The following is a 20,662-nucleotide window of genomic DNA, read 5'->3' as shown; positions in this document are numbered from 1 at the left end:
ATGTTGTTGAGGTGAGTATTGTGAAGACCAAAAAGCAGCAATATGTAACAATAAAAGGAACAAAAAATGGATTAACATTGCATCTTGATGATGCGTGTTCTTTTGATGAGCTTCTCGATGGTCTTCAGAATATGCTGTCAATTGAACAATATACGGATGGAAAAGGCCAGAAAATCAGCGTCCATGTTAAGCTGGGAAATCGCTTTTTATATAAGGAGCAAGAGGAACAGCTGACTGAATTGATTGCGTCAAAGAAAGATTTATTTGTTCATTCTATTGACAGTGAAGTCATTACTAAAAAAGAAGCACAGCGTATGAAAGAGGAAGGCGAAATCATTTCTGTTTCAAAAATTGTCCGTTCTGGCCAAGTGCTGCAGGTCAAAGGCGACTTACTCCTGATCGGTGACGTGAATCCCGGCGGAACAGTCAGGGCCGGGGGAAACATTTTTGTTCTGGGCTCACTGAAAGGAATTGCGCACGCCGGGTTTAATGGAAATAATCAAGCGGTCATCGCCGCCTCTGAAATGCTGCCGACACAATTAAGAATCAACCATGTGTTAAATCGCTCCCCAGACCACATTCAAAAAGGGAACGAAATGGAATGTGCTTATTTAGATACAGACGGAAATATGGTCATTGAACGCCTTCAACATTTGGCTCATTTAAGACCTGATCTAACAAGGCTTGAGGGAGGAATGTGAATTGGGTGAGGCTATCGTAATAACTTCGGGAAAAGGCGGAGTAGGTAAAACAACAACATCTGCGAACCTCGGTACCGCCTTAGCCATTTTAGGGAAGCGTGTATGCTTAGTAGATACTGATATAGGACTGCGCAACCTTGATGTTGTAATGGGTCTTGAAAATAGAATTATTTACGATCTTGTAGACGTTGTAGAAGGCAGATGCAAAATGCATCAGGCGCTCGTAAAAGACAAACGTTTCGATGATCTGCTCTATTTAATGCCCGCTGCACAAACGAGCGATAAAACAGCTGTTGCTCCTGAGCAAATTAAAAATATGGTACAAGAGCTCAAACAGGAATTTGACTATGTTATCATAGACTGCCCTGCCGGCATTGAGCAAGGTTACAAAAATGCCGTTTCCGGAGCAGACAAAGCGATTGTGGTCACAACCCCTGAAATCTCAGCTGTTCGTGATGCTGACCGTATTATAGGGCTGTTGGAGCAAGAGGAAAGTATTGAATCGCCGCGGCTCATTGTAAACAGAATCAGAAATCATCTGATGAAAAACGGTGACACGATGGATATCGACGAAATCGTACAGCATTTGTCGATCGATTTGCTCGGAATCGTGGCTGATGATGATGAAGTCATTAAAGCTTCCAACCACGGTGAACCGATTGCGATGGACCCGAAAAACCGAGCTTCCATTGCATACCGCAATATTGCCCGCCGTATCTTAGGTGAATCTGTTCCTTTGCAGGTGCTTGAAGAGCAAAACAAAGGAATGATGGCTAAGATTAAATCATTTTTCGGAGTAAGATCTTAATGTGATAGAATCAAAGAGAAGAATCTGACAAAGCGAATGCTGTGTCAGGTTTTTTTGTTTTTGTCTGCTTTGTGCTGAGTAAAACGAATATTTGCCATGGACAAGACATATGATGTACAAACCCAACGAATGCAAAGGATGATGGCAATGAGTCACAGAGCAGATGAAATCAGAAAACGATTAGAGAAAAGAAGAAAACAGCTTTCCGGCTCGAAACGTCTCTCTACTCAGACCGTTTCTGAAAAGCAAAAACCCCCGTCATGGGTGATGGTCACGGATCAGGAAAAGCATGGAACTCTGCCGGTCTATGAAGATAACATATCAACATTTAACGGAAAACACCCTTTGGTTAAAACAGATTCTATTATCCTGAAATGTCTTCTGTCGGCCTGTCTTGTCCTCGTTTCCGCCATAGCCTATAAAACAAACATCGGGCCCGTCAGCCAAATAAAACCCGCCGTTGCCAAAACCTTCGAAACTGAATTTCAATTTGCTTCAGCAAGCCATTGGTTTGAAACGAAATTTGGCAATCCACTCGCTTTTCTGGCTCCTGAACATAAAAATAAGGAACAGCAGGTTGAAGTGGGCCAAGACCTGGTTGCGCCTGCATCCGGGAAAGTGCAGCAGGATTTTCAGGACAACGGAGAAGGCATTAAAGTCGAAACCAGCAGCGATACAATTGATAGCATAAAGGAAGGCTATGTAGTCGAAGTCAGCAAAGACAGCCAGACGGGACTGACAGTTAAGGTGCAGCATGCTGACAATACTTATAGCATTTATGGCGAGCTTAAAGATGTGGATGTTGCTTTATATGATTTTGTGGATAAAGGCAAAAAGCTCGGTTCCATTAAACTTGATGATCATAATAAAGGGGTCTATTATTTTGCCATGAAAGACGGCGATAAATTTATTGATCCGATACAGGTGATTTCATTTGAATAAATGGATTGACCTTATCTTGAAGATTCATGTGCATCCTTTTCTTTGGATTATCGCGGCGCTGGGGCTGCTTACAGGCCATATAAAAGCATTATTATGTCTGCTCCTGATTGTACTGATCCATGAGCTGGGGCATGCTGCTCTAGCCGTGTTTTTTTCTTGGAGAATCAAGCGTGTTTTTTTGCTGCCGTTTGGAGGAACGGTTGAAGTGGAAGAGCACGGGAATCGGCCGTTAAAGGAAGAGTTTGCGGTGATTATTGCCGGCCCTCTTCAGCATATCTGGCTTCAGCTTGCTGCCTGGATGCTAGCAGAATTCTCAGTGATTCATCAGCATACCTTTGAACTCTTCACCTTTTATAATCTTTCTATTTTATTTGTGAACCTGCTGCCGATTTGGCCGCTTGATGGAGGAAAGCTATTATTTTTGTTGTTTTCCAAGCAGCTGCCTTTTCAAAAGGCACACCGGCTCAATTTAAAGACGTCGCTCTGCTTCTGCCTGCTGCTTGGGGGCTGGGTGTTATTTGTGATTCCTCTGCAAATCAGCGCATGGGTTTTGTTTGTCTTTCTGGCTGTTTCTCTGTTTGAGGAATACAGGCAGAGGCACTATGTCCATGTGAGATTCCTCCTTGAAAGGTATTACGGGAAAAACCGGGAGCTTGAAAAACTGCTGCCGCTGACAGTAAAGGCGGAGGATAAAGTCTATCATGTGATGGCCGAGTTCAAGCGCGGCTGTAAACATCCGATTATTATAGAGAAATCAGGGCAGAAACTCAGCCAGCTTGACGAAAATGAAGTGCTGCACGCCTACTTTGCCGATAAGCGGACGAATTCCTCTATGGAGGAACTGCTGCTGCCTTACTAAAATCAATTGACAAACGCCTTGTATTTTGGTATATTTTTTAATGTTATGGATGTAGCACCATTGCTACAACCGCTCAGTACAGGTGTTAAGAGCTTTTTTAGCCCCCTGGTATCTGGCGAGTCTTAGTCTAATAGGAGGTGCAGAGAATGTACGCAATCATTAAAACAGGCGGAAAACAAATCAAAGTTGAAGAAGGCCAAACTGTTTACATCGAGAAACTTGCTGCTGAAGCAGGTGAAACAGTTACTTTTGAAGACGTTTTGTTTGTTGGCGGAGACAACGTGAAAGTCGGCAACCCAACAGTTGAAGGCGCAACAGTAACGGCTAAAGTTGAAAAACAAGGCCGCGCGAAAAAAATCACTGTTTTCAGATACAAACCAAAGAAAAACGTTCATAAAAAACAAGGTCATCGTCAGCCTTACACTAAAGTGACGATTGAAAAAATCAACGCGTAAGCATGATTCAGGCAACAATCAGAAGGTCTCATGATAAGGGCATTTTGTCTTTTGAAATGACAGGCCATGCGAATTTTGCTGAACATGGACAAGATCTTGTTTGTGCCGGAGTGACAGCCGTTGTGTTTGGAGCCGTTAACGCGGTCATTGTGCTCGCAGGCTTCGAGCCGCTTCTTGATATAGGGGAGGACGGGGGTTATTTTTATTTTGAATTCCCTGAATCTCTTGATCCGGAGGCGCGCCAAAAAGCTCAGCTGCTGATTGAGGGCATGATTGTCTCGTTGGATACAATCGAACGGGATTACAAAGATCATTTGCGTGTGACCACAAACATAATATAGGAGGTGAGCTACATGCTTAGATTAGATCTTCAGTTTTTCGCTTCTAAAAAAGGAGTAGGTTCTACAAAGAACGGACGTGACTCTGAGGCTAAACGTTTAGGTGCTAAACGTGCTGACGGTCAATTCGTAACAGGCGGTTCTATCCTTTACCGTCAACGCGGAACAAAAATTTACCCAGGTGAAAACGTGGGCCGCGGCGGAGATGACACTCTATTTGCGAAAATCGACGGAACTGTTAAATTCGAACGTTTCGGTCGTGACCGCAAAAAAGTGAGCGTATATCCTGTAGCTCAATAATGATTCAAAAAACTCCGGTCGATGATGACTGGAGTTTTTTTGCAATATGCGGAGTAAACACCAAGAATGAAATGCAGAGTATGTGCGAGCAGACCCCGCCAAGAATGAGAATAAACATCTCAAACCCACTGGATATGTTCCCCAAGCAGTAATACATAAAATGTTCTGCCTGGCTGCAAATCAACCAAAGCCAGAAAAAAGGAACATGATATTTCTGGGAAAAACAATTGTTTTTCTAACAAAGCCTTCTCTGTTATAATTCATAATACACACTTATACAGACTCCTAAATAAGAAATTAAATGATTGGGAGTGCGAAAATGAAGGATGTTTCAAAAAATCAAGAAGAAAATATAAGCGACACGGCATTAACAAACGAACTGATTCATCTGCTGGGTCATTCCCGGCATGATTGGATGAATAAGCTGCAGCTGATTAAAGGAAACTTAAGCTTGCAGAAGTATGACCGCGTCTTTGAAATGATTGAAGAAATGGTTATAGACGCAAAGCACGAATCAAAGCTCTCAAACCTGAAAACACCGCATTTGGCGTTTGATTTTCTAACGTTCAATTGGAAGACCCATTATATGACGCTTGAATATGAAGTTCTTGGAGAAGTTAAGGATTTATCGCCTTATGATCAAAAGCTGGCGAAACTGATGAGAAAGCTGTTTGGTCTGTTTGATCAAGCAGTCAGCAGAGAGAGTGAAAATCATTTAACGGTTTCGCTCCAAACGGATCATCCTGACAGACAGCTGATTCTGTACCTTGATTTTCACGGCGCCTTTGCCGATCCATCTGCTTTTGATGATATTCGGCAAAATGGACATGAGGGCGTTGATATCATGCGTTTTGAGATCACAAGTCACGAATGTCTGATTGAAATTGGGTTGGACTAGCGGAGTTTTTAACGGTTTAGAACGGAGGACATTATGTTTGTAGATCAGGTGAAAGTATATGTAAAAGGCGGCGACGGCGGCAACGGGATGGTTGCGTTTCGCCGTGAAAAATATGTGCCGAAAGGCGGCCCTGCCGGCGGTGACGGAGGAAAGGGAGGAGACGTCGTTTTTGAAGTAGATGAAGGTCTCCGCACCTTGATGGATTTTAGGTACAAAAAACACTTTAAAGCGACTCGCGGCGAGCATGGTATGTCCAAAAACCAGCACGGGCGAAATGCTGATGATATGGTCATTAAAGTTCCGCCAGGCACCGTTGTGACAGATGATGATACAAAGCAGGTTATTGCTGATTTAACAGAGCACGGACAGCAGGCTGTCATTGCAAGGGGCGGTAGAGGCGGAAGAGGAAATACCCGCTTTGCCACACCGGCTAATCCCGCGCCTCAGCTTTCAGAAAACGGCGAACCGGGAAAAGAACGTTACGTTGTTCTTGAATTGAAAGTGCTTGCGGATGTCGGGCTTGTCGGGTTCCCGAGTGTGGGAAAATCCACTTTGCTGTCTGTTGTCTCATCTGCAAAACCGAAAATTGCGGATTATCACTTTACAACGCTTGTCCCGAATCTCGGCATGGTTGAAACAGATGACGGACGCAGCTTTGTTATGGCTGATTTACCGGGATTGATTGAAGGTGCACACCAGGGGGTCGGACTTGGACACCAGTTTTTGCGCCATATTGAACGGACAAGGGTTATCGTTCACGTCATTGATATGTCCGGCTTGGAAGGCCGCGATCCGTATGAGGATTATGTGACGATTAACGAGGAGCTGAGCGAGTACAACCTGCGTCTCACTGAGCGTCCGCAAATTATTGTTGCCAATAAAATGGACATGCCGCAGGCTGCGGAAAATCTTGAAGCCTTTAAAGAAAAGCTGACCGATGATTACCCGGTATTCCCGATCAGTGCGGTGACAAGAGAAGGTCTTCGTGAGCTTCTGTTTGAAGTGGCCAACCAGCTGGAGAACACACCAGAATTCCCGCTGTATGATGAGGAAGAGCTTACACAAAACCGTGTCATGTACACGATCGAGAATGAAGAAGTGCCATTTAACATTACACGCGATCCAGACGGTGTATTTGTCCTTTCAGGAGACAGTCTTGAGCGGTTATTCAAGATGACTGATTTCTCGCGTGATGAATCGGTTAAACGGTTTGCAAGACAGATGCGCGGCATGGGTGTCGATGAAGCGCTCAGAGAACGCGGAGCCAAGGATGGAGATATTATCAGGCTTCTGGAATTCGAATTTGAATTTATTGATTAATGATGGCTTTTAGGAGAGCCTGGTTAACAGGCTCTCTATTTTAAAGGGGGGATGCAAATGAAAGAGGAGACATTTTATCTTGTCCGTGAAGATGTATTGCCCGATGCGATGAGAAAAACATTGGAAGTCAAAAAGCTGCTTGATCGAAAAAAGGCAGATTCAGTGGCAGATGCCGTTCAAAAAGTCGATTTAAGCAGAAGTGCGTTTTATAAATACAGAGATGCTGTCTTTCCATTCTACACTATGGTTAAAGAACAAATTATCACACTTTTCTTTCATTTGGAGGATAGGTCAGGTGCGTTATCGCAGCTCCTGCAGGCAGTGGCTGATTCTGGAAGCAATGTACTTTCCATTCACCAGACCATCCCGCTTCAAGGCAGAGCAAATGTGACACTGTCGATCAGTACATCCGCAATGGAAGAAGACATTCATACGTTAATGAATAAGCTCAGGAAGTTTGATTTTGTAGAAAAGGTTGAAATATTAGGTTCAGGTGCATAAGGGAGAGAATATCGTCATGAAAGTCGGTTATTTAGGTCCAGCAGCAACATTCACACATTTAGCAGTCAGTTCTTGTTTTCAAAACGGCGCCGAACATGTTGCTTACCGCACCATACCGGAGTGTATAGATGCGGCAGTTTCAGGGGAAGTGGATTTCGCTTTTGTTCCTTTAGAGAATGCATTAGAAGGATCAGTAAACTTAACGATAGACTATTTAATCCATGAACAGCCCTTGCCAATTGTGGGTGAGATGACATTGCCGATTCATCAGCACTTGCTTGTCCATCCTTCCAGAGAGAATGCTTGGAAAGAGCTCGACAAAATTTATTCGCACTCTCATGCAATTGCGCAATGCCATAAATTTCTTCATCAACATTTTCCTTCCGTTCCATATGAATACGCCAACTCAACCGGGGCGGCAGCAAAATTTGTCAGTGACCATCCCGAACTGAATATCGGGGTCATTGCCAATGAAATGGCAGCTTCTACATATGAATTAAAAATCGTGAAACGAGATATACAGGATTATAGGGACAATCATACAAGATTTGTTATCCTGTCTCCTGATGAAAACATATCTTTTGAAGTGAATTCAAAATTGAGCTCAAGGCCTAAAACGACCCTGATGGTGATGCTTCCGGATGATCAATCCGGGGCGCTGCACAGAGTACTGTCCGCTTTTTCTTGGAGAAACTTAAACTTGTCAAAAATTGAATCACGTCCGACTAAAACCGGATTAGGCCATTATTTCTTTATTATTGATATTGAGAAGGCGTTTGATGAGGTATTGATTCCAGGTGCGATGCAGGAGCTTGAAGCGCTCGGCTGCCAAGTGAAGCTTCTTGGTGCATATCAGTCCTACCAATTATAAAAAAGCCCAAAAAGGGCTTTTTTTAGTCTTTAATTAAAATACCGGCTGCCTCGAGTGCTTGGCAGGCTTGGTCGATGCGGTATTCTTCGGGAGCTGTCAGTGTATGAAGATGCACGCCGTCCGTCAGCTGTGATAAATAGGCTGCATTCGTGGAATTGATTTTTTTTAAGAAATTGCTAACTTCTTTCCTGGTGCCTACTTGGATGGCTGCAGTTAAATCTCCGTAGACGGGGTGTTCGATTTTTACGTCTTTTACTGTAACACCTTCATCCACGATGAGCTGCAATTCCTCTTCTGTCCGTTCAGGGCCGTGGAGACAAGCTATGATTCTTTCTGCCTGCTGATGCTGCTGAGCGGCTGTATCCATGTATACATACCCTTGGCTTGTGGCGATAATCGGTTCATTTTTCGCTTTCAAGAGCGATATATCCTGAACAATTACCTGTCTTGAAACGTTCGCTTTTTTTGCGAGTTCTCCTCCTGTAAGCGGTGATTTGGATTCCTTCAGCCACAGAAGAAGCTGGTCACGCCTGTTGGCGCCCATAAGCTTTAATTCTTCGGTCAATATCAAATTCTCCTTTCTTTTGTTCCCAAAGCGCTGTAAACGTATGTAATAACTTATCCAGCTGTTCAGATGTTGTATGCCTTCCAAAAGAGATACGGATAAATTGCAGGGCTTCCTGTTCTGTTTTTCTTAGTGCTTTCATCGTTGCAGACGGACCGTGATAACCCGCAGAACAAGCGCTGCCCGTTGAAATGCAAATATTACTCCGATTACATTCTAACATAACATATTGTCCTTCAAATGAGTGAAAAAAACACCCTATAATATGCGGCAGATACTCTGTTTTTGCAGTATCTGCCGCAAGGGATACAGGGAGAGACCGGATGCTGATTTGGTCTAAAAAGTATGTTCTTAATGCCTTATTGCGGGATATTTGTTTATCCATTTCACTTATAATCAGCTCTGCAGCGGCAGTGAAGGCTCCGATCCCGGGAACATTCACGGTGCCGGCTCTGAATCCGTGTTCATGAGAGGTGAGCGGATAAACGGGTTTCCAAGGGACATTTGGCCGAATATAGACCGCGCCAACTCCTTTAGGGCCGTGGATTTTATGACTGGACACTGAGAGTGCATCCATTCCCAGTTCTTCTGTATTAATAGGAATTTTCCCGAATGTTTGAACAGCGTCGCAGTGAAGAAGAATACCTTTTTTGTGCAGGTATGAAGACAGCCTTTGAATAGGCTGAATGATCCCAGTTTCAGAGTTGGCATGCTGAATAGATACCACGCCTGTTTCCGGGCGGATATGAGCTGCTAATATTTCCTCGGTAATAAGTCCGTATTCATTCGGTTCAATGATCGTTACATCATATCCATGCTGTTTTAAAAAAGCAGCACAGTTATGAATAGACTGATGCTCCATCGCAGTCGTTATAAAATGTCTTTTCGTTTTTGGCAGGCCGTTTAGCAATGATTGAATGGCCAGAAAATTGGATTCTGTGCCCCCGCTTGTAAAATAGATGCCGCTTGCATCTCCGCTAATGATCTCAGCAACTTTCTCACGGCAGTACTCCAGTATGTGCTTTGCTTTTCCTCCCGCATCATGCAGGCTGCTGGCATTTCCGTACATATCCATACTGAGCTTTTGATAAACGTTAAGAGCTTCCTCGCAAATAGGTGTTGTCGCTGCATAATCTAAATAAATCATCCGGTTGTCCTCCATCCGTTCTCCATAAAAAACTCTTGAGTTTATTTTATCCTTGTGTAAATATAGGTGTCAAGACAGATGTAAACAACAGGAGGGTAGCATATGTCTAAAAAGACGATTGCAGTCATCGGTTCTGGGGCGGCGGCACTTTCTTTAGCGTCCGCTTTGCCGTCCTCATACGAAGTGACTGTCATCACAAAGAAAAGCATCAAAAACAGCAATTCTGTCTATGCGCAGGGCGGTATTGCAGCAGCTTATTCAAAAGGTGACTCAATTGAAGCTCATCTGAAGGATACGTTATATGCCGGGTGCGGACATAACGATCTGACGATTGCAGCAGACGTTTTACAAGATGGGAAAAATATGATTCAACACCTGCTGGAGAGCGAATTCCCTTTCGATCGCAATGAACAAGGCGATGTTTGTCTTGGCAGAGAAGGAGCCCACACATACAACCGGATTTTTCATGCAGGCGGGGATGCAACAGGCAGACTGCTGGTTGATTATTTGCTGAAACAGATCGACAGCAATATCGAGCTAATTGAGCATGAAACAGCAGCAGATTTGCTTATGGAGAATGGACGCTGTATCGGTGTCATCACAAAAGACAGCAAAGGGCGGATCAAAGTAAGACATGCGGATGCAGTTGTGCTGGCGGCCGGCGGATGCGGAAGCCTGTTTCTTCACCATACGAACGATCCATCTGTCACAGGTGACGGCCTTACTCTGGCTTATCGGGCCGGTGCGGAATTAACGGATTTAGAGTTTACCCAGTTTCACCCGACACTGCTTGTGAAAAATGGTGTTTCATATGGGCTTGTTTCAGAAGCTGTCAGAGGGGAAGGCGGAAGTCTGGTTGACGAAAACGGCCGCCGGATTCTGGCTGGACGGCATCCTTTAGGTGACTTGGCTCCAAGGGATATCGTTTCACGGATTATTCATGAAGAAATGGCAAAAGGAAACCGCGTTTATATCGACTGCAGTGCGATTTCTGATTTTAAAGCACGTTTCCCTACCATCACCGTTATTTGTGAAAAAGCAGGGGTTGATATCCGAAGCGGAAAAATACCTGTTGCCCCGGGAATGCACTTCTTAATGGGGGGTGTTTCAGTTAATTGCTGGGGGGAAACGACAGTGCCGGGGCTCTATGCAATAGGAGAGACTGCATGCACCGGTTTACACGGAGCCAATCGGCTTGCAAGCAATTCCTTATTGGAAGCGCTGGTGTTTGGAAAAAGAGCAGCAGAGCATATCATGCAAAATCCGGTTTATAACTTGCGATATCAATCTGCACCTAAAACCAGTGTAATCTATGAGGTGCCCCACACAGAGGTGTATGAACTGCAAAGCAGAATGACGAGCCACATGTCTATCTTGCGGGAACAAGGAAATTTGATTGAGCTGAGCAACTGGCTTCATAAGCTGCCATGTCAGGAAGTGAATGTGAAGGATATCACAATAACTCAGCTGGAGCTTTCTCATTTATGGCAGGCTGCAAAGCTGATGACATCTTCCGCGCTTTTGCGGGAGGAAAGCAGGGGAGCACACTTTCGCACCGATTTTCCTCAAGCTGATGTGCGCTGGCAAGGTAGGCAAATTGTCCATACGAAAAAGGGAACAAAGATTAGAAAAAACGAGGGGATTGGGAAAAATGAATCATTTACAGCTGAAAAAATTGCTGAATCACTTTTTTCTTGAGGATATAGGGACAGGTGATCTTACATCACAGTCTATCTTTGGAGAACAGAGCTGTGAAGCGGAGATTGTTGCAAAGTCAGACGGGATCTTTGCCGGGGCTGCGGTGATAAAAGAAGGCTTTGCTTTATTAGACAAACATGTGCAAACCATTTTACATAAAACGGATGGGGATATTTTGCGAAAAGGCGAAGTGATTGCGGTGTTGCGCGGTCCGGCGGCTGCACTTCTTTCAGGAGAGCGGGTCGTATTAAATCTTATTCAGAGGCTGTCAGGAATTGCGACGATGACAAGGGAGGCGGTTCGGCGGCTGGATGATGAACAGATTAAAATTTGTGACACGAGAAAAACAACACCGGGGTTGAGAATGCTGGAAAAATACGCAGTCAGAGCCGGGGGCGGGTATAATCATCGCTTCGGATTGTATGACGGTATCATGATTAAAGATAATCATATTGCAGCATGCGGCTCTATTTTAGAGGCATGCAAAAAAGCGCGTCAGGCTGCAGGTCATATGGTCAATATCGAGGTGGAAATTGAAACGGAGGAACAGCTAAAGGAAGCAATTGAGGCAGGAGCAGACGTTATTATGTTTGATAACTGCCCGCCTGATACAGTACGCCATTTTGCAAATCTCACTCCGAACCATATAAAAACAGAAGCTTCGGGCGGGATTACGTTACAATCTTTACCTGCTTTTAAGGGGACCGGCGTAAATTATATTTCATTAGGATTTTTGACCCATTCCGTTAAAAGTTTAGATATCAGCATGGATGTTGCGTTACCAAATAAATCTGTGGAGGAATGCCGTTATGTCAATTCTTGATGTAATCAAACAATCGAATGATATGATGCCAGAAGGCTATAAACAAATATCGAGAAAGGATATGGAAATGCGTGTTGCCGCCATCAAGAAAAAATTTGGCAGCAGGCTCTTTATACCAGGCCATCATTATCAAAAGGATGAAGTGCTACAATTTGCTGACCAAACAGGCGATTCCCTGCAGCTGGCCCACATTGCGGAAAAAAACAAAGAAGCGGATTATATCGTATTTTGCGGCGTGCATTTTATGGCAGAGACTGCTGATATGCTGACCGGCGAACAACAGACGGTCATCCTGCCTGATATGAGAGCAGGGTGTTCTATGGCTGACATGGCTGACATGCAGCAGACCAATAGGGCGTGGGAGAAACTTAAGCATACATTCGGAGATACGATCATACCATTAACTTATGTGAACTCCACGGCGGAGATCAAAGCTTTCGTCGGTAAGCATGGCGGAGCAACTGTAACTTCTTCGAATGCGAAAAAAGTGCTTGAGTGGGCGTTCACACAGAAAAAACGAATTTTATTTTTGCCTGATCAGCATTTAGGGAGAAATACGGCATATGATCTGGGTATCGCGCTTGAGGAAATGGCTGTGTGGGATCCGATGAAAGATGAATTAGTGACTGAATTTGATCATAAGAATGTGAAAGTGATTTTGTGGAAAGGGCATTGCTCTGTTCACGAAAAATTCACCGTAAAAAATATCCATGATGTGAGAGAGCGTGATCCGGAAATTCGGGTCATTGTCCATCCGGAATGCTCACATGAAGTCGTAACATTAAGTGACGATAGCGGATCAACGAAATATATTATCGATACAATCAATCAGGCACCGGCGGGAAGCAAGTGGGCAATTGGAACAGAAATGAATCTTGTGCAGCGGATCATTCACGAGCACCCTGATAAACAAATCGAATCACTCAATCCTGACATGTGCCCGTGTCTGACAATGAATCGAATCGATTTGCCGCATTTGCTGTGGTCTTTGGAGCAAATAGATAAAGGAGCACCTACAGGCGTGATCAAAGTGCCAAAAGCCATTCAGCAGGATGCCCTTCTTGCCTTGAATCGAATGCTTACAATCACGTAAATCAGAAATATTTCCCCTCCTGTACTCATAACTTCTTTTTTTCGGGCATATGTTGTGAAGAAACATATTGTAATCACAGCTGAACTGTTCACGTTTTGCATAGGAGGGGAAAACGTTGAAAATCCATATCGTTCAAAAAGGCGATTCGCTCTGGAAAATAGCTGAAAAGTACGGAGTTGATGTTGAGGAAGTGAAAAAACTCAATACGCAGCTCAGCAATCCAGACTTAATTATGCCTGGAATGAAAATAAAAGTGCCGTCTGAAGGGGTCTTGGTCAGAAAAGAGACAAAAGCAGGCAAAAGTCCGGCGGCGGGCGGGAGTGTGAAGCAAGACCATCCGTATGCGAAAGAAAAGCCTAAATCCGTTGTTGACGTAGAAGACACAAAGCCGAAAGAAAAAAAGTCTGTGCCATATGTCCCGCCGATGCCTAATTTACAGGAAAATGTGTATCCTGAAGCTGATGTGAACGATTATTATGATATGAAACAGCTTTTCCAGCCTTGGTCGCCTCCTAAACCGGAGGAGCCGAAAAAACATCATGACGGAAATGTAGATCATCTGCATCACATGCAAGATCAATTTCCACAACAGGAGGCTATGAGTAATATGGAAAATGCAAATTATCCGAATATGCCTAATATGCCAAAGGCGCCAGAGGTAGGCGGTATGGAAGAAGAAAACGTTCATCACACAGTTCCAAATATGCCGGCTGTTCAGCCCCATTTTCATTATCCTGCTCATTTTGTGCCGTGTCCGGTTCCTGTTTCACCGATTCTTCCGGGATCAGGATTATGCTACCCGTTCTTCCCGGCACAGCCTTATCCAATGTATCAGACTCATGGATATCAGCCAGGTTTTGTATCGCCTCAGTATCATCCGGGTGAATATGAAAACCAGCATCATGAAAACAGCCATCATGGACATTACGGTTCATTCGGGGCGCCTCAATTCGCATCTCCGGCTTATGGATCTCCGTATGGACATATGCCGTACGGCCCTCATTACGGTGCACCTCAAGTGATGGGAGCATACCAGCCGGGTGCAGCTCCAGGATTCATGCCGTACAAAGATCATGACGACTGCGGCTGTGACGATGATCATCAGCCATATTTCTCCGCACCTGGATATTCGGGATTAGGTGCTTATGGAAGCCCTAATTTGCCTTATGGCGCAGCTAACCCAAACCCAAATCCTAATCCTAATCAAAATCCATATGGCGCCGGTGTTTCTATGCCGATGACGAATCAGCCATCTGTAAACCAAATGTTTGGCCGGCCGGAAGAAGAAAATGAGTGATTGTTCGGAACGATGTAAATCGTTCCTTTTTTTGTTTTCAAGCAGATCACTGTCAAATGGACAGAACTGACACGCTTAACATGCCCCTCAGGCGCACATGATAAAAAAGAGCAAACATGCTCAAATTCGTCCACGGGGGGCTTTTCCATTGGGTAAAAAAATGACGATCGCGAGCTTGATTCTAATGACAGCCGGCTTAACAGCATGCGGAGCAAACGATAATGCTATGAATGATACGCGCAATAACGGCAATACCCGTCCAATCGGATATTATACAAATGAAAATGACGCTGACAGACAGGGAGAAGGAATTGTTGACAATGATGGTCCTGTTACTGAATTAATGGAGGACCAGAACGGCGGCAACGGAAACACCACGAATGTAAATGACCGCCGTGACCGTGTTACTGCTGATGACCGTGTTCCTTTGGCAACTGACGGAACATATAACAACACGAATAACAGAAACATGAATCGAAACGCGACGAACAACGGATACGACAACCAAGAAAACAGAAGACTGGCTGCCAAAATTGCCAATCGTGTGAAACAAGTGAAAAATGTCAACGACACACAAGTGATGGTAACAGATGACCGAGTCGTCGTTGCAGTCAGAAGTCATAGAGAATTCACTCAGTCTGACAGGGAAAATGTTGCAAAAGCAGCACGCAACTATGCGGATGGCCGTGACGTCCAAGTGTCCACAGATAAAGGACTGTTCACGAAACTGCATAAAATGAACAAGCGCTAGGACTGAAAGGCTGCCGGAAGTTCTATTCGGCAGCCTTTTTCTTTGCAACAACAAACAATACCCATTAAAGTGTACATAGAAAATCGTAAAAAGAAGGTGAACATATGGCAGGCCATTCCAAATGGAAAAACATACAAAAAAGAAAAAATGCGCAGGATGCAAAGCGCGGGAATATATTTATGAAGCTTGCGAAAGAAATCTATGTGGCAGCAAAAGAAGGCGGAGCTGATCCGGAAGCAAATTCAGCATTGCGTCTTGTCATTGAAAAAGCAAAAGGCGCCAATATGCCAAATGAAAATATAGACCGTGCCATTAAAAAAGCAGCGGGGAGCCAGGACGGAGGCAGCTATGAGGAAATCACCTATGAAGGTTACGGCCCATCAGGGATCGCCGTCATGGTTGAATGTGTAACAGATAACAAAAACCGAACGGCATCAAACGTGCGGACAGCATTTAATAAAAATGGCGGAAGTCTGGGAGAAAGCGGATGTGTAGCCTATTTATTTGAACGGAAGGGATACATTGCAATCGACCGGACAGAGCAGCAAATAGAAGAAGATGAGCTCATGCTTGATGTGCTGGAAGCTGGGGGAGAAGAGCTGCAGACAGAAGAAGACCAATATGAGGTATTAACAGAGCCCGAGCGTTTTGAAGAGGTAAAAACAGCTCTTGAATCGAAATATCCAATTTCTTCAGCGGAAGTGACCATGCTTCCGAAAACCTATGCAGATGCCGATGAACAGGCTGTTGAGAAGCTGGAAAAGCTGGTTGGCATCCTTGAAGATGACGATGACGTTCAAGAAGTGTATACCAATTACCGCTTATAAAAAAAACCGGCCGATGTGATATCGGGCCGGTTTTTTTCATGTTTAAGAAACACGCTCATTTTCTTGTGTGTATTCTTTCTCCCAGAAATCCGCATTTTTGATGCCCAGTGCCTTCGGATCAAAGACAGGATCTACCCCCTGCTTCTTTTGGCGTTCATAATCCTGTAAAGCGAGAAGCGCCGGTTTGGCAAGCAGTACAATGGCAATGACGTTCAGCCAGACCATTATGCCAAGCCCTGCATCGCCTAATGCCCAAGCCAGTGAAGCAGTTTTCACTGTTCCATAGAATGTCGCGGCTAAAATAATCAGTTTTAAGCCAAGCATTGCCCATTTGCTTTCTCTGCCTCGGGCTAAATAGGCGATATTTGTCTCCGCGATGTAGTAATACGCCATAATTGTTGTAAATGCGAAGAAGAATAAAGCGATGGCGACAAAGCCTGCACCGAATCCGGGAAGCACGCTGTCAATAGCCGCTTGAGTAAAGCCAGGCCCCGCCTCTACGCCTTTAAGATGTTGCACAATAAAGGAACCATCTGCAGCCTGAGTATTATACATACCAGTAAACAAGATCATGAATGCTGTTGCGGAACATACAAATAAGGTGTCGATGTAAACCGAAAATGCCTGAACCAGCCCCTGCTTGACCGGGTGGGAAACTTCTGCAGCGGCCGCTGGATGCGGGCCTGTTCCCTGGCCGGCTTCGTTTGAGTAAATGCCTCGTTTAACACCCCAGGAAATCGCCATGCCGATCAGGCCGCCAAAAGCGGAATCCAAAGCAAAAGCGCTTTTGAAAATCAATGAGATGACAGAAGGCAGTTCAGTAATATTCATGACAATAATGATCAAAGACAGCAGGATATATCCAATAGCCATAAATGGAACAATCATTTGAGCGGCATTGGCAATTCGTTTAACGCCGCCAAAAATAATAAACCCTAATAATAAAACGAGAACACAGCCTGTGATGGCAGGAGAGATGCCGAATGCATTTTGGACGCCGGCCGCTATGGAGTTCGACTGAACGCCCGGCATGAGAAGGGCCATTGCAATAAGGGCAGCAGCTGCAAATAAGACGGCAAACCATTTAATGCCTAAGCCTTTTTCTATATAATAAGCGGGGCCTCCTCTGTATTGGCCGCTTTGTTTCACCTTGTAAATTTGAGCAAGAGTTGATTCAACAAAGGCGCTCGCTGCGCCGATAAAGGCAATCGCCCACATCCAGAACACAGCACCAGGCCCGCCGAAGGCAATCGCTGTCGCCACACCCGCAATGTTTCCTGTTCCCACTCGGCCGGACAGCGCAATCGATAATGCTTGAAAGGAAGAAACACCGGCTTCAGAGCTCTTTCCCTGGAACATCAGCACAACCATTTCTTTCAAATGCCTGACTTGCAAAAAACGGGTCATGATAGAAAAGACAAATCCAATTCCCAATAAAATATAAATAACGGGCGTACTCCATAAGACCGCATTCAAACTAGCCACAAAATCTGCCATCAACCTTCCCCCTCACTTCATTTGGAATACATGTATAAAAAGGATTTTGGTCTAATCGAACTATTTCTACAATCGATTTGTCACATTATATGACTGGTAATATTCAATGAGAAGAGGAAGAAAAAAAGAAAACACGGCATATTGATGACGCCGCGTTTTTCTTACAGAGGCAAATTGATAGCAAGTGTGATAAAATCCTTTAGCAACAAATAGCCGAGCTCTGTTAATCCGTATATAAAAGGAAAAACAATCAGGAAGTGTTGAAATCGTTTTTCATTTGTTTTATTTAGCTCATTCATGTTTATCACCTTTTTGACGCCTGCGGCGGTTCTTCACGGATCCAATGATCATCCCTTCGCCAATCATACGTTTCATCAGTATCAAGATGTAGGGTCTGATTGCCGATTTTCACTGTATTGTGATTCATCCATTTAACAGCTGGGCTGCTGTCCGGATAATTCCAGTAAATTGTTTTTTTAACAAGTGTTTTTTCATTCACCAGTTCTCCTCTGGCTGCATCTAAGCTTAAGGTATTTTGGGATACATACGTGTTTAACGTATAATTGCCGTCCGGTGATTCAACCGATTGGACAAGACTGCCTTTTGGAACGTTTTTCAGTGAAAATAGCATCCAATAGACGGCGCCGCAAAAGAATATTAGAAGAAACATGATAAGCGCGATGTTGCTGCGTGTATTGATGTAACTCCCTCCTTTTTTTCATTTTACCATATAACGGGTTTATGCTATCTTTACATTTCCTTAAAATTCCCTCAATAAACTGCTGGTATGATGAAATCAAACAGATAAAGGGTGGGGGAACAGAAATGGAGAAAACATATTGTGATTCCGGCGAGAAGGGCTCAGAAGCGGTTTACTTAACTGTGAGAGGCTATCGAATTAAGCTGTCACCTGAACAAATGAAACTGATTTCTGCTGTCAGAAAGTAAATATAACTAGAAAAAGGCAGCCGCTTGAGCGGCTGCCTTTTTGAATTAAGAATACTTTCTCTTCCGTTGCGCGAAATGCTTTTGAAACCAATCTTTCTTATATAAAAATGCAATAATCTCAAGCCAAAAACCCGGAATCTTTTTGGGGAATATCGGTTTTTTATAGAGTGCATGATACGCTGATTTTAAGTCGTCCCACTGAGTGCAGGTTTTTGTCTGTTCAAACCTCGCAACATCAATTACCCGCACTGCTCCGGTTTCTGTCAGAATCAGATTCCGCAAATGAATGTCTGACGGGTTCAGACCGGCTGCCCGTGCGTCAGCGAGTGCGTCTTCAACTTGCTGAATCATGTCATCACTGATCGCAATGCCTTTTTTCAGACAGTTATAAAAGGTTTCACCTTTAATATATTCCATGAGAATAAATGAATCACCAGTTTCATAAATGTCAGGGTAGAATGCGGACCCGGCTAATTTTTCATAAATCGCGGCTTCTTTGACGGCTGTCGCTTGATATTCCGGAAAAAATACTTTCAGCGCCATTTTTCGATTGCCTTCTGTTAAGGCAAACACATAGGCGCTTCTTCCCTTGCCGATGAGGGTTAATTCCTCGGGTTTTTCTTTCACTTTATCAAATCTGCTGTTCTTGCGGTATATGACTGAATGGGCCAGTGCCTCTGCTTTTGTCAGCATTTCATTCACCTTCTTTGCTCTATTTTATGCAGTTGTTTATAGGAAAATCATAAACTGTTCAGGAAAAAGAGCCTATATCTAGTGTATCTGGTCTTGAAGAAGAAGGCTACCTATAAGCCTTGATTGTGATTAAAGAGATATAAAGCGGTCATTTCCCTTCTTGAAAAGCGCTTACAAATGGGATAGTATTAATTTTAAATAAAGCGCTTTCGTGAATATCCAAGGGGGAACAAGCTATGACCAAACAGATTGTGACAGGGATTATCGGCGCAGGGCGCATCGGGAAACTTCATGTTCAAAATATAAGCCGGATTCCTCATATGAAAATAAAGGCGGTCTCTGATATTCAGGCAAATCGTATAAAAAACTGGGCTGACAGTCATCAGATTGAATACATAACCTCTGACTATCGTGATTTATTGCATGACCCTGATATTGACGCTGTTTTTATTTGCTCCCCGACAGCTGTACATACGCAGATGATCAGAGAAGCGGCCGAGGCGAAAAAACACATTTTTTGTGAAAAGCCTATCAGTTTTTCTCTAGATGAAACAAAAGAAGCGCTTGCAGCAGTCCGAAAACACGGGGTTGCACTTCAAGTCGGTTTTAACCGCCGTTTTGACCCTCATTTTAAGAAGATCAAAACGATTGTTGAAAATGATGAAATTGGTACGCCCCATTTATTAAAAATTACTTCTAGGGACCCAGAACTCCCGAATATAGAGTATGTCCGTACTTCAGGCGGCTTGTTTATGGATATGTCGATCCATGATTTTGATATGGCCAGATATATTATGGGAAGCGAAGTGACGGAGGTGTATGCAAAGGGGGCGGCTTTGGTGAATCCTTCCTTTGCAGAGCTGGGGGATATTGACACGGCTGTCATTACACTGACTTTTGAAAACGGTGCCATGGCTGTGATTGACAACAGCCGCCAAGCTGTGTACGGATATGACCAGCGAGTTGAGATCTTCGGGACGAAAGGCTCGGCAGCGGCGGACAATAGCAGGCCGACGACGGTCGAAGTGTCAACCGCTGACTTTGTGATGAAGGATAAGCCGCATTTCTTTTTCCTTGAACGCTATAAGGATGCATATGAGGAAGAGATTCTTCGGTTTGCGGAAGCGATTGACACAAATCAGGAGACAGCCTGCACCGGCAATGACGGCTTTCAGGCGGAACGGATTGCCAGAGCGGCTCAGCAATCGCTCGCCATTGGCATGCCTGTCAGTATTGAGCATACTGAAAAAATTGTTTTTTAATCAAGCAGGATTACATTTCAGCAAGCTTGGGTATATACTCCATTGATACTTTAAGTAGGCGGTGGAGA

At 44.1% G+C, this 20,662-nt stretch carries 26 protein-coding genes and 1 other annotated feature; of the genes, 19 read left to right on the top strand and 7 right to left on the bottom strand.

The window, feature by feature from the left end; translation table 11 throughout:
- Nucleotides 1-20 precede the first annotated feature (20 nt).
- The 7 genes from minC (at nt 21) to rpmA (ending at nt 4,403) form a co-directional block, all read left to right on the top strand.
- A complete protein-coding gene (minC, locus tag MOB98_RS00790) occupies nt 21-701 on the top strand; it encodes a septum site-determining protein MinC (RefSeq protein ID WP_268359758.1) in 681 nt (226 codons plus the stop codon).
- Between the two features lies 1 nt (nt 702).
- Nucleotides 703-1,509 carry a septum site-determining protein MinD gene (minD, locus tag MOB98_RS00785; protein ID WP_268359756.1) on the top strand — a complete coding sequence of 269 codons (807 nt, stop codon included), beginning with the start codon at nt 703-705 and terminating at the stop codon, nt 1,507-1,509.
- A 147-nt stretch (nt 1,510-1,656) separates the two neighbouring features.
- The gene (gene spoIVFA, locus MOB98_RS00780) at nt 1,657-2,451 is read left to right on the top strand and encodes a stage IV sporulation protein SpoIVFA (protein ID WP_268359754.1); all 795 of its coding nucleotides are present in this window, start codon (nt 1,657-1,659) and stop codon (nt 2,449-2,451) included.
- Nucleotides 2,444-3,310: a stage IV sporulation intramembrane metalloprotease SpoIVFB gene (gene spoIVFB / locus MOB98_RS00775; protein WP_268359752.1), complete on the top strand. Its 867-nt coding sequence runs from the start codon at nt 2,444-2,446 to the stop codon at nt 3,308-3,310. The genes spoIVFA and spoIVFB overlap by 8 nt, the downstream gene beginning before the upstream one ends.
- 57 nt (nt 3,311-3,367) lie before the next feature.
- Nucleotides 3,368-3,443 (top strand) — a sequence feature (ribosomal protein L21 leader region).
- A gap of 13 nt (nt 3,444-3,456) precedes the next feature.
- Nucleotides 3,457-3,765: a 50S ribosomal protein L21 gene (rplU, locus tag MOB98_RS00770; protein WP_003229668.1), complete on the top strand. Its 309-nt coding sequence runs from the start codon at nt 3,457-3,459 to the stop codon at nt 3,763-3,765.
- 2 nt (nt 3,766-3,767) lie between these two features.
- Nucleotides 3,768-4,106 (top strand): ribosomal-processing cysteine protease Prp, encoded by a 339-nt coding sequence (locus MOB98_RS00765; RefSeq protein WP_268359751.1) that lies wholly within the window; start codon nt 3,768-3,770, stop codon nt 4,104-4,106.
- 12 nt (nt 4,107-4,118) lie between these two features.
- Nucleotides 4,119-4,403, top strand: coding sequence for a 50S ribosomal protein L27 (gene rpmA / locus MOB98_RS00760; RefSeq protein WP_003222623.1), 285 nt, complete (start codon nt 4,119-4,121; stop codon nt 4,401-4,403).
- Between the two features lie 119 nt (nt 4,404-4,522).
- Here rpmA and MOB98_RS00755 read toward each other — a convergent pair whose 3' ends face one another.
- Nucleotides 4,523-4,645, bottom strand: a complete 123-nt coding sequence (locus tag MOB98_RS00755) for a hypothetical protein (protein ID WP_003229671.1) — start codon at nt 4,643-4,645, stop codon at nt 4,523-4,525.
- 77 nt (nt 4,646-4,722) lie between these two features.
- Between MOB98_RS00755 and spo0B the strand changes: the two genes are divergently transcribed.
- Genes spo0B through pheA form a run of 4 tightly spaced genes read left to right on the top strand, consistent with a single transcriptional unit; the run spans nt 4,723 to nt 7,993 of the window.
- The gene (spo0B, locus tag MOB98_RS00750) at nt 4,723-5,301 is read left to right on the top strand and encodes a sporulation initiation phosphotransferase Sop0B (protein ID WP_268359749.1); all 579 of its coding nucleotides are present in this window, start codon (nt 4,723-4,725) and stop codon (nt 5,299-5,301) included.
- 33 nt (nt 5,302-5,334) lie between these two features.
- On the top strand, nt 5,335-6,621 hold the full coding sequence (gene obgE / locus MOB98_RS00745) for a GTPase ObgE (protein WP_268359748.1): 1,287 nt from the start codon (nt 5,335-5,337) through the stop codon (nt 6,619-6,621).
- Nucleotides 6,622-6,678: 57 nt separating this feature from the next.
- Nucleotides 6,679-7,122 (top strand): transcriptional regulator ThrR, encoded by a 444-nt coding sequence (gene thrR, locus MOB98_RS00740; RefSeq protein ID WP_003222630.1) that lies wholly within the window; start codon nt 6,679-6,681, stop codon nt 7,120-7,122.
- 16 nt (nt 7,123-7,138) lie between these two features.
- Nucleotides 7,139-7,993: a prephenate dehydratase gene (gene pheA, locus MOB98_RS00735; RefSeq protein WP_268359746.1), complete on the top strand. Its 855-nt coding sequence runs from the start codon at nt 7,139-7,141 to the stop codon at nt 7,991-7,993.
- 22 nt (nt 7,994-8,015) lie between these two features.
- Here the strand turns inward: pheA and MOB98_RS00730 are convergent, their stop codons facing one another.
- Together MOB98_RS00730 and MOB98_RS00725 are read right to left on the bottom strand one after the other, a co-directional pair.
- Nucleotides 8,016-8,558, bottom strand: coding sequence for a transcription repressor NadR (locus tag MOB98_RS00730; RefSeq protein ID WP_268359745.1), 543 nt, complete (start codon nt 8,556-8,558; stop codon nt 8,016-8,018).
- Nucleotides 8,518-9,705 carry an IscS subfamily cysteine desulfurase gene (locus tag MOB98_RS00725; protein WP_268359744.1) on the bottom strand — a complete coding sequence of 396 codons (1,188 nt, stop codon included), beginning with the start codon at nt 9,703-9,705 and terminating at the stop codon, nt 8,518-8,520. Before MOB98_RS00725 ends, MOB98_RS00730 begins: the two co-directional genes overlap by 41 nt.
- Before the next feature lie 102 nt (nt 9,706-9,807).
- Here MOB98_RS00725 and nadB point away from each other — a divergent pair, with 102 nt between their 5' ends.
- The 6 genes from nadB to MOB98_RS00695 all read left to right on the top strand — a co-directional run bounded on the left by nadB (nt 9,808) and on the right by MOB98_RS00695 (nt 16,194).
- A complete protein-coding gene (gene nadB / locus MOB98_RS00720) occupies nt 9,808-11,403 on the top strand; it encodes an L-aspartate oxidase (protein WP_268359742.1) in 1,596 nt (531 codons plus the stop codon).
- A complete protein-coding gene (nadC, locus tag MOB98_RS00715; RefSeq protein WP_268359740.1) occupies nt 11,357-12,226 on the top strand; it encodes a carboxylating nicotinate-nucleotide diphosphorylase in 870 nt (289 codons plus the stop codon). The genes nadB and nadC overlap by 47 nt, the downstream gene beginning before the upstream one ends.
- Nucleotides 12,213-13,319: a quinolinate synthase NadA gene (nadA, locus tag MOB98_RS00710; protein ID WP_268359739.1), complete on the top strand. Its 1,107-nt coding sequence runs from the start codon at nt 12,213-12,215 to the stop codon at nt 13,317-13,319. Before nadC ends, nadA begins: the two co-directional genes overlap by 14 nt.
- Before the next feature lie 115 nt (nt 13,320-13,434).
- Nucleotides 13,435-14,616 (top strand): spore coat assembly protein SafA, encoded by a 1,182-nt coding sequence (gene safA / locus MOB98_RS00705; RefSeq protein WP_268359737.1) that lies wholly within the window; start codon nt 13,435-13,437, stop codon nt 14,614-14,616.
- A gap of 148 nt (nt 14,617-14,764) precedes the next feature.
- Complete coding sequence (locus MOB98_RS00700; protein ID WP_268359735.1) at nt 14,765-15,367, top strand: YhcN/YlaJ family sporulation lipoprotein; 603 nt, start codon at nt 14,765-14,767, stop codon at nt 15,365-15,367.
- A 104-nt stretch (nt 15,368-15,471) separates the two neighbouring features.
- A complete protein-coding gene (locus MOB98_RS00695) occupies nt 15,472-16,194 on the top strand; it encodes a YebC/PmpR family DNA-binding transcriptional regulator (protein ID WP_268359734.1) in 723 nt (240 codons plus the stop codon).
- Nucleotides 16,195-16,236: 42 nt separating this feature from the next.
- On the opposite strand, the gene MOB98_RS00690 is transcribed toward MOB98_RS00695, so the two are convergent.
- The 3 genes from MOB98_RS00690 to MOB98_RS00680 all read right to left on the bottom strand — a co-directional run bounded on the left by MOB98_RS00690 (nt 16,237) and on the right by MOB98_RS00680 (nt 18,322).
- On the bottom strand, nt 16,237-17,691 hold the full coding sequence (locus tag MOB98_RS00690; protein WP_268359733.1) for an alanine/glycine:cation symporter family protein: 1,455 nt from the start codon (nt 17,689-17,691) through the stop codon (nt 16,237-16,239).
- A 161-nt stretch (nt 17,692-17,852) separates the two neighbouring features.
- Nucleotides 17,853-17,990 carry a hypothetical protein gene (locus MOB98_RS00685; RefSeq protein ID WP_268359731.1) on the bottom strand — a complete coding sequence of 46 codons (138 nt, stop codon included), beginning with the start codon at nt 17,988-17,990 and terminating at the stop codon, nt 17,853-17,855.
- 5 nt (nt 17,991-17,995) lie between these two features.
- Entirely contained in the window at nt 17,996-18,322 is a 327-nt protein-coding gene (locus MOB98_RS00680; protein WP_268359778.1) for a DUF5412 family protein, read from the bottom strand.
- Nucleotides 18,323-18,516: 194 nt separating this feature from the next.
- Between MOB98_RS00680 and MOB98_RS00675 the strand changes: the two genes are divergently transcribed.
- Nucleotides 18,517-18,639: a hypothetical protein gene (locus tag MOB98_RS00675; RefSeq protein ID WP_268359730.1), complete on the top strand. Its 123-nt coding sequence runs from the start codon at nt 18,517-18,519 to the stop codon at nt 18,637-18,639.
- 45 nt (nt 18,640-18,684) lie between these two features.
- Here the strand turns inward: MOB98_RS00675 and MOB98_RS00670 are convergent, their stop codons facing one another.
- Complete coding sequence (locus MOB98_RS00670; protein WP_268359729.1) at nt 18,685-19,332, bottom strand: phosphotransferase; 648 nt, start codon at nt 19,330-19,332, stop codon at nt 18,685-18,687.
- Nucleotides 19,333-19,568: 236 nt separating this feature from the next.
- Between MOB98_RS00670 and iolG the strand changes: the two genes are divergently transcribed.
- A complete protein-coding gene (gene iolG, locus MOB98_RS00665) occupies nt 19,569-20,594 on the top strand; it encodes an inositol 2-dehydrogenase (protein WP_268359728.1) in 1,026 nt (341 codons plus the stop codon).
- Nucleotides 20,595-20,662: the final 68 nt, after the last annotated feature.

It is taken from the genome of Bacillus sp. N13C7 (assembly GCF_026790065.1).
Taxonomy (GTDB): Bacteria; Bacillota; Bacilli; order Bacillales; family Bacillaceae; genus Bacillus.
The sequence above is the reverse complement of the archived record's forward strand: the minus strand, read 5'-3'. Positions and strand labels throughout refer to the sequence as shown.